Genomic DNA, 7,281 nt, shown 5'->3' with positions numbered 1-7,281 from the left:
TGCTGCCGGTGATCGCGGGGGTGTTCGCCGAACGCGGTGCGAGCGCCCTGGTGGTGCGCGGCAACGACGGGCTCGACGAGATCACCACCTCCGACACCACCGAGGCGTGGATCGTCGCGGGCGGACGGACTCGCCGGACCACCATCGACCCCACCCGCGTCGGCATTTCCCGGGTCGACCTGGACGCGCTGCGCGGCGGCGACGCCGAGGTGAACGCGGGTGTGGCGCGAGACGTGTTCGCCGGTCGCGGCGGAGCGGTCCGCGACGCGGTGCTGCTGAATTCGGCCGCGGCGATCGTGGCCTACGACTGGTCGCGCGGCGCCGGCGATCCGGACGCCGACCTGCACGCCGCGCTCGCCGCGGGCGTCGACCGCGCCGCCGAGACGATCGACGCGGGCAACGCGTCCGCGCTGCTGGAGCGCTGGGCGAAGCTGACGCAGACGCTCGGCGACAGCTGAGGCGGGTCGCCGGAGGCGGGCGGGCGCCGGCACGCTGATCCGGGCGAAGGCCCTCGCCGGTCCTGTCGCTGCCGGTAACGTCGATCGGGCAATCCGGCGCATCGCCGAGTTCGTCGGGCGCCGTGCCGGTCGCTTCGACCGACGAGGAGCACAGATATGCGACGCACGGTTCCGGCGCTACACGCTGTTCTCGCCACCGCGGGCATCGTCGCCGCCGCGCCTGGGGCGCACGCGGCCGAAGGCACCTTGTTCGCCGAAGGTCTCAGTCACGAGAATCCGGTCGGCTGTCTCGAGGTGGGCGACGGGTCCGACGTGGAGGTCCGCAATCGCACCGACGGCGTCGTGCACCTGTACGACGCGCCGGGCTGTGCGGGCGAGGTCGTCGAAGTGCTCGCGCCGAACGACGCCGCCTATTTCGCGGTGCGCAGCGTCCTGATCGGGGACTGAGCCGGGACTACTCGCCCAGCGAGAACCCGGCCTCGACTTCGGCCCGCGAGTACGACTTGAACGCGATGTGCGTCGTGGTGCGCAGGACCCCGGGCGTCTTGTCGATCCGGCCGGTCACCACCTCGGCGATCTGCTCGTGGTCGCGCACCCGCACGATCGCGATCAAGTCGACGTCGCCCGCGCAGGAATACACCTCGGCGACGCCCTCGGTGTCCGCGACCGCCTGCGCGGTCTCGGGGATGCGGCCGTTGTCGGCGTGGATCAAGACGATCGCGGTAATCATGGTGCTCAGCCTAAGCGGTCGAGATACGCCTGCTCGGTGGGTTGGGCGCGGACCGCGGCGTCGGCGAGTTCTGCCCAGCCCAGCCAACGCCCCGCGCCGAACACGGGCTCGTGGTAGCCCTCGGTGCTGCGCACGATGCGCACCCCGGGCCGCGCGAGCCAGCGGGCCACCAGCGTCACTTCTTCCGGTGCCGCTCCTCGCAGCGGTGGCGCGTCTTCGGCGGGAGATCGGGTGTGGCCGGGCGCGTCCGATAGCGAATTCTCGCTGGGCGCCGGAACAGCGGTGGGTATCACTGTTTCGGCGGCGGCCACGATCTGTTCCACGGTGGGCATCGGCGGCACCCCGCGCGGCGCGGTGCCGGAACCGGCGAGCCGGCCGTAGCGGACGACCGCGAACTCCCAACCGCCGTTGCCGTCGGGATGCGCGGCGATCAGTTCGGCTATGCGCGCCAGTGCGGCGAGCCGCTGGGTGCGGCGCAGGGCGCGTACCACCCGGACGGCACGGTCGCGCAGCCGCGCGGCGGCCTCGAAATGCTCCGCCCGCGAGTGTGTTTCGATCCGATCGAGCATGAGCCGGATCGGCGCGTCGCTGCGCCCGGCGAACAGGGCGCGCACCAGTGCGGGCGCGGGCGCGTACTCCGCGCTTTCCAACGCCTGCCCCCCGGAGCCCGCCGGGCAACCGCCGACGAGTGCGGGCGGGCACTGGTGGATCGCCTTCCGGGACAGCCGTGTCGTGCAGGTGCGCAGCCCGGTGAACTCGGCGATGATCATGCCCAGGTCTACGGCGTCGTTCCGGGAGTTGAACGGCCCCAGCGCATCCCGGTTCGGTTCCCGGACCACCGAGAACCGGGGGAACGGCTCGTCGGTGAGCGTGAGCCACCAGGCCCGTTTGGGGAACTTCGACCGGCGGTTGTAGGGCGGGGTGTGCGCCACCAGTAGCCGCAGTTCGCGCACTCCCGCCTCGAGCGCGTGCGCGCACACCACATGATCGACCCGAATGGCAAGCGACACCATCTCTTTCATACGGCCCCGGGTCTCCGAACCGGTGAAGTAATTACGGACACGGCGGCGCAAGTTCACGGCCGTGCCTATATATAGGACTTCATCGGAAGGACCGCGGAACAGATATACCCCGGGCGAAGCGGGAAGGTCGGCCGCGAGGACTCGTTTGGAGCGCTGCCGGGGCGTGACGTCGGGCAGATAGTCGAGCAGCTCGGTGAGACTGTGCACGCCCTGGTTCCCGACACGCCCGATAAGTGCGTGCAGCACGTCGACGGTCGCGCGAGCGTCTTGCAGTGCGCGGTGGGTCGGCTGGGTGGAGGCGCCGAGCAACCGGGCCAGTGAACTCAGCCGCACCGAGGGCGCTTCGTCGCGCCCGAGCACCCGCCGCGCCAGTTTCACGGTGCACAGCACCTGCGCGGGCGGCCACGGGGTGTCGCACTGCGCCGCGGCGGCGCGCAGGAACCCCATGTCGAACCGGGCGTTGTGCGCGACCAGTACGGCGCCCGCGGCGAACTCCAGGAAGCCGGGCAGCACCGCCTCGATCCGCGGGGCGGCGTACACCATCGCGGTGGTGATACCGGTGACGTGCACGACCGCGGGCGGGATCGCGCGTCCCGGGTTGACCAGCGTCGCGAACTCGCCGAGCACCTCGCCGCCACGCACCTTCACCGCGCCGATCTCGGTGATGCCGTCGCTTCCGGGACTGGTGCCGGTGGTCTCCAGGTCCACGACCACGAAGGTGGTGTCGTAGAGAGGTGTGTCGAGCTCGTCGAAAGCCAGCTGCTGGGCGGCGGCCGGGCGCGGCGCGGGGTCGGGCACGGCGTGCAGCGTAGGGCCGGGGTCCGACAGGAACGCGGCACGCGAGCACACCGCACGATGCCGAATAACACCGTGCGGATTCACGGGCGATACCCGGGAAATGATCTAGAAATGCGAAGAAGAGACCCAGATCACATAAAGGAAATGACTGTATCAAACATTGCGGCGCGTCGGATGGCATGGGATCCTTCACCGCCGGGCGTGTCGCTCACGGCGGACTCTACAGCGTAAGAACGAGCGACCATACGGCGATCTACGGCCCCTTTTCCGGCGCTACCTGGCCAAACGACCCCACTCGCGACAGAGCGCCTTCGATCGAATCCACCCGGCGCATCACCCCTCACAACCCGGCCCAGGGGTGGGAGTTTTCTGCCGTTATATTTTCGTGATTCGATGGGACATATCTCACATCGATTAGCTCAAGAAATTGTTGAGCATAGGCTTTTCGCATTCCGGCGGCTTTACAAATGACCGTGATGTGTTCGTAACCTTTTCGAGACCTCACGGAGTCCGCCGCGCCGACCGGTGCGGCGCCGACGAAGTCCGCGGCACCACCGGGTGCGGCGTCGTGAGGCAGATTGGGAGTACCGCATCATGACGACCAACGCCGTCAAGCGTCATGCACAGCGCGCTGTTGCCGCCGGGGCCGTCGGCGCTGCCACCATCGGCGCGTTCCTGTTGCCCGCCGCCCCCGCGTCGGCCCAGCCGGTGACCATCCCCGGCGTGGGAACCTTCGACGTCCCGAACGAGATCCCGGTCCCGCCGGCTCTCCCGGGCCTCGAGCTGCCGGGCCCCGCTCCCCTCCCCTTCGTCGCCCCCAAGTCGTCCGGCGAGGTCGCCCTGGACGCCGCGCTGAGCAAGGTCGGCTCCCCGTACGTCTACGGCGCCGCGGGCCCCAACGCGTTCGACTGCTCCGGTCTGGTCCAGTGGTCCTACCGCCAGGCCGGCGTCGAGCTGCCGCGCACCAGTGGCGCGCAGCTGGCCGCGGGCAGCCCGGTGTCGCTGGACAGCCTCCAGCCGGGCGACCTCGTCTCGTTCTACGGCGGCGGCCACTCCGGCCTCTACGCCGGTGACGGCAACGTGGTGCACGCGTCCACCTCCGGCACGCCCGTACAGGTGGCGCCGATCTCCTCCATGCCGATCGCGGGCGCTCGCCGGTTCTGAGAAGAAGCAGCTGGTCGGGCCGCGATCCCGCGACCCGACCGCCCGAACGGCCTGTGATCGTTTCGTTCTCTGCTGGACATCGACCACGGCCGTTCCGTAACCTAACCGAGACCTTTTGGTAGACACCCGAGTGCGCGGCGCGCAAACCTCGGGATTCGAGAAGGACTCTGCGTCGGTTTCACGAGAGATCGCTTCACGAGAGAACGGGGCACTGCGGGCTGTGGCTGAGCATCACCGGAAACAGCACACCAAACGTCTGTTGGGGGGAACGCTGGCAGCCGGAATGCTGGCCGCGGGCCTCTACGGCGGCGGTCCGGCCGGGGCCGATCCGGTCGCGCTGCCCACCACCGCCACCGAAGCCGTGCAGCGGATGATCGATCTGTCTCGGCAGTCCGAGCAGCTCAACCAGCAGGCATTGGGCGCGGAAGCCGAGTTGGAGGCCAAGCTGGCCGTACAGCGCGACGCCGACGAACGGCTCGCCGCCAGCACCGACCTGGTCGACCGCGCCCGGGACGAAGTCCGCCGCTACCAGCCCGTCATCGACCGCACCGCGATCGCCGCCTACCAGGGCGCCCGCACCAACCGCCTGTTCGCCGTGCTGGTCAGCGACTCGCCGCAACAACTGCTCGACCAGATGTCCACGCTGGACGTGGTGTCCGCGCAGACCTCCGAGCAGCTCGAGCACTACACGAAGGCCACCGACGCCGCGACCGCGGCCGAATCGGCGGCCCGCAGCGCCGCCGACGCCGCCCGCGCCGCCGCGCAGAAAGCGGACGCGGTGCGCATCGACCTGGAGCGCAAGCGCGACGACCTGGGCGGCGCCGTCGCCGAAGTGGTGGAGGCGTGGGGCGCGCTGTCGGCGAAGGACAAGGCGGCGCTGGCCGGCTCGCCGTTCCCGCCCGGCTTCGACCGCGACACCCTGCTGCAGGGTCTCGTTCCCGGCAGCGGCACCAGCGCGCTGGCCGCCGGACTCACGCGGGTCGGCGACCCGTACGTCTGGGGCGCCACCGGTCCGAACCAGTTCGACTGCTCGGGCCTGGTCCAGTGGGCGTTCAAGCAGGTCGGTAAGAACGTGCCCAGGACGAGTTCGCAGCAGGCCACCTACGGCACCCCCGTCGCCAAGGAGAATCTGCAGCCGGGCGACGTCGTGTTCTTCTACTCCGACATCTCGCACGTCGGCATCTACGCGGGCAACGGACTCATGCTGCACGCCTCCACATTCGGCGTTCCCGTCGCCGTCGCGCCCATCAGCTCGACGCCCTACCATTCGGCTCGGCGATACTAGGCGTCGTGAGCGAGCCAACCGCACCATCCACGGCACGACCGACTCGCAACGTACGCCGATGAGCCACCCGCGCGGTCGATTCGTAGCACCGGTCCTCGCACGGCGTCTCGACGGCGCGGCCATGTCCCTGGCCGGGGTCGGCCGATGAGCGGGATGCGGCGATTGCGCGAGTGGTGGTCGGCTCGGCGGCGATTCGAGTTCTGTCTCACCGTCGCGATGCTGATGGCGTTGACCGGCGTGTGCGTCGCGCTGATCATGCTGCCGAACACGGTGCTGCCGAAACTGCGAGCCGCGCAACCCGGCACCACCGAGGCGGTGGATCCAGCCGCGGCCGCCGATCCCAGGCTGGCGGAGGTGCGGCGCGTCGTCGAACCGTTCGGACCGATCGCCGCCCGCCAGGTGCCGACCGGTGACGGGCGGCAGTCCCTGGTCGTCGGCCATGCCGATCAGCGGATCGAGATCGATGTGCTCGAGCGCGCACTCCCGGACGCCGTCAGCGCGGTGACCGACGTGTGGGGGCCCGGGTGGGCGCAGTCCGCCCTCGTCGTGGTGGCCTCGTCCCCGTCCGAGTTCGCCGCTCTGCTGCGCTCAGCCGATCTGCTGCCTTCCGAGGTCGCCGCCGCCTCGATCGCCGACCCGTTCACCCGGGGCAGCCGGCCCACCGGCCAACGCGTCGTCTTCGGTCCCGACACCGGGCGCCGCCTCGATCCGGAGGGCATGGCGAGTCTGCTGCGGCACGAACTCACCCATATCGCGGCCCGCGCGGACACCGTGGACGGCGCCCCGCTGTGGATGCTGGAAGGCTTCGCCGACTACACCGCTCACCATCGCGAGGTCCTGCGATTCGCCGACGTCGCCCCGACCCTCACCGCACATGCGCACGCGGGCCGGCTTCCCGACGATCTACCCGCCGATACGGATTTCTCCGGCCCCGACGCCGCCTTCACGTACGAACAGGCATGGTCGATCTGCGCATTCGTGGCAGAGAAATACGACCGGCCGCGTCTGGTCGAGCTCTACCACCGCATCGCGGCGGGCAAGCAGGACCCATCCACCGAGGACCAGATCCTCCGCGAAGTCCTCGGCGTCCCCCGCGCCGAGTTCATCACCGACTGGCGCGCCTGGCTGCGAGCCCGGACCGCCTGACACCGATCTTCCCCGACTCACCAGCGGGCACCGTGGTGCGACCCGTTTCCCGCCGAGCCGAGGTCTCATCGTTACGAAATTCCCTCTGGGAGTCCGAGCGACTATGACCCGCCAGGTCGGTCTCCCCAGGCCGATCTCGAAGTTGACGTACGGCGGCCGGGCCCGAGGACCGAAACGCTCGAGCCACGACCGGACAACGAACTCGGGCAGCCCTAGAGGCGCGGTGCTGGCGACGGTCCCACACAAGATCGCCCGCACGTCTCGGCGAGCGGCGGGGGTCGATTCCGAGCCGAGCACGTCGCGACCGGGCTGACGGCACTGGTATCACGCCGCATTCCGGCAAGGCGTCCCTGAGACTGCGCACCAGCCGATCACCTCGACCCCGGCGCGGCGGCGCATCCATCAGGCCGCCGACAGCGGCGTGGGCGGTTGCGCCCAGCGCACCTCAACCCCCGGTTCCGAGCGAAGCGAGACCAAGCATCCGCCGGTCGCAGCGCCGCAGGCGCTGCAAATCAAACACAGCCCCCCAGCGAGCTACCGCCTGCGACAGCGACGCCCACACTCGATCTCCACGCCGAAGTGATGCGCGATCACCGACCGATCCACTCACCGCCCCCAGCCAAGTGCACAATGCCCGCACTTCACCACCAACGCCCCCAGCGCACCCCAACCCCCGGT

Annotated in this window: 6 protein-coding genes and 1 pseudogene; 5 read left to right on the top strand and 2 right to left on the bottom strand. The window is 70.0% G+C overall.

From position 1 onward, the window contains the following. Together ON27_RS09375 and ON27_RS09370 are read left to right on the top strand one after the other, a co-directional pair. Window positions 1–458, top strand: a pseudogene (locus ON27_RS09375) (anthranilate phosphoribosyltransferase); the annotation flags it as partial. A gap of 156 nt (window positions 459–614) precedes the next feature. Then, complete coding sequence (locus ON27_RS09370) at window positions 615–905, top strand: hypothetical protein (RefSeq protein WP_043722601.1); 291 nt, start codon at window positions 615–617, stop codon at window positions 903–905. A gap of 7 nt (window positions 906–912) precedes the next feature. Here ON27_RS09370 and ON27_RS09365 read toward each other — a convergent pair whose 3' ends face one another. Next, window positions 913–1,188 (bottom strand): Lrp/AsnC family transcriptional regulator, encoded by a 276-nt coding sequence (locus tag ON27_RS09365; protein WP_043722599.1) that lies wholly within the window; start codon window positions 1,186–1,188, stop codon window positions 913–915. A 5-nt stretch (window positions 1,189–1,193) separates the two neighbouring features. Beyond that, window positions 1,194–3,008 (bottom strand): DEDD exonuclease domain-containing protein, encoded by a 1,815-nt coding sequence (locus ON27_RS09360; protein WP_051046380.1) that lies wholly within the window; start codon window positions 3,006–3,008, stop codon window positions 1,194–1,196. Window positions 3,009–3,602: 594 nt separating this feature from the next. Here ON27_RS09360 and ON27_RS09355 point away from each other — a divergent pair. The 3 genes from ON27_RS09355 to ON27_RS09345 all read left to right on the top strand — a co-directional run bounded on the left by ON27_RS09355 (window position 3,603) and on the right by ON27_RS09345 (window position 6,603). Then, the gene (locus ON27_RS09355; protein WP_043722596.1) at window positions 3,603–4,172 is read left to right on the top strand and encodes a C40 family peptidase; all 570 of its coding nucleotides are present in this window, start codon (window positions 3,603–3,605) and stop codon (window positions 4,170–4,172) included. Between the two features lie 283 nt (window positions 4,173–4,455). Next, window positions 4,456–5,457, top strand: a complete 1,002-nt coding sequence (locus tag ON27_RS09350) for an NlpC/P60 family protein (protein ID WP_083887458.1) — start codon at window positions 4,456–4,458, stop codon at window positions 5,455–5,457. Window positions 5,458–5,601: 144 nt separating this feature from the next. Next, window positions 5,602–6,603 carry a hypothetical protein gene (locus ON27_RS09345; protein WP_043722589.1) on the top strand — a complete coding sequence of 334 codons (1,002 nt, stop codon included), beginning with the start codon at window positions 5,602–5,604 and terminating at the stop codon, window positions 6,601–6,603. The last annotated feature ends 678 nt before the right edge of the window (window positions 6,604–7,281 follow it).

Origin of the sequence: Nocardia asiatica NBRC 100129 (assembly GCF_000308415.1) — a bacterium.
In the GTDB taxonomy this organism is placed as follows: domain Bacteria; phylum Actinomycetota; class Actinomycetes; order Mycobacteriales; family Mycobacteriaceae; genus Nocardia; species Nocardia asiatica.
This window is presented reverse-complemented; position numbering and strand designations above follow the sequence as displayed.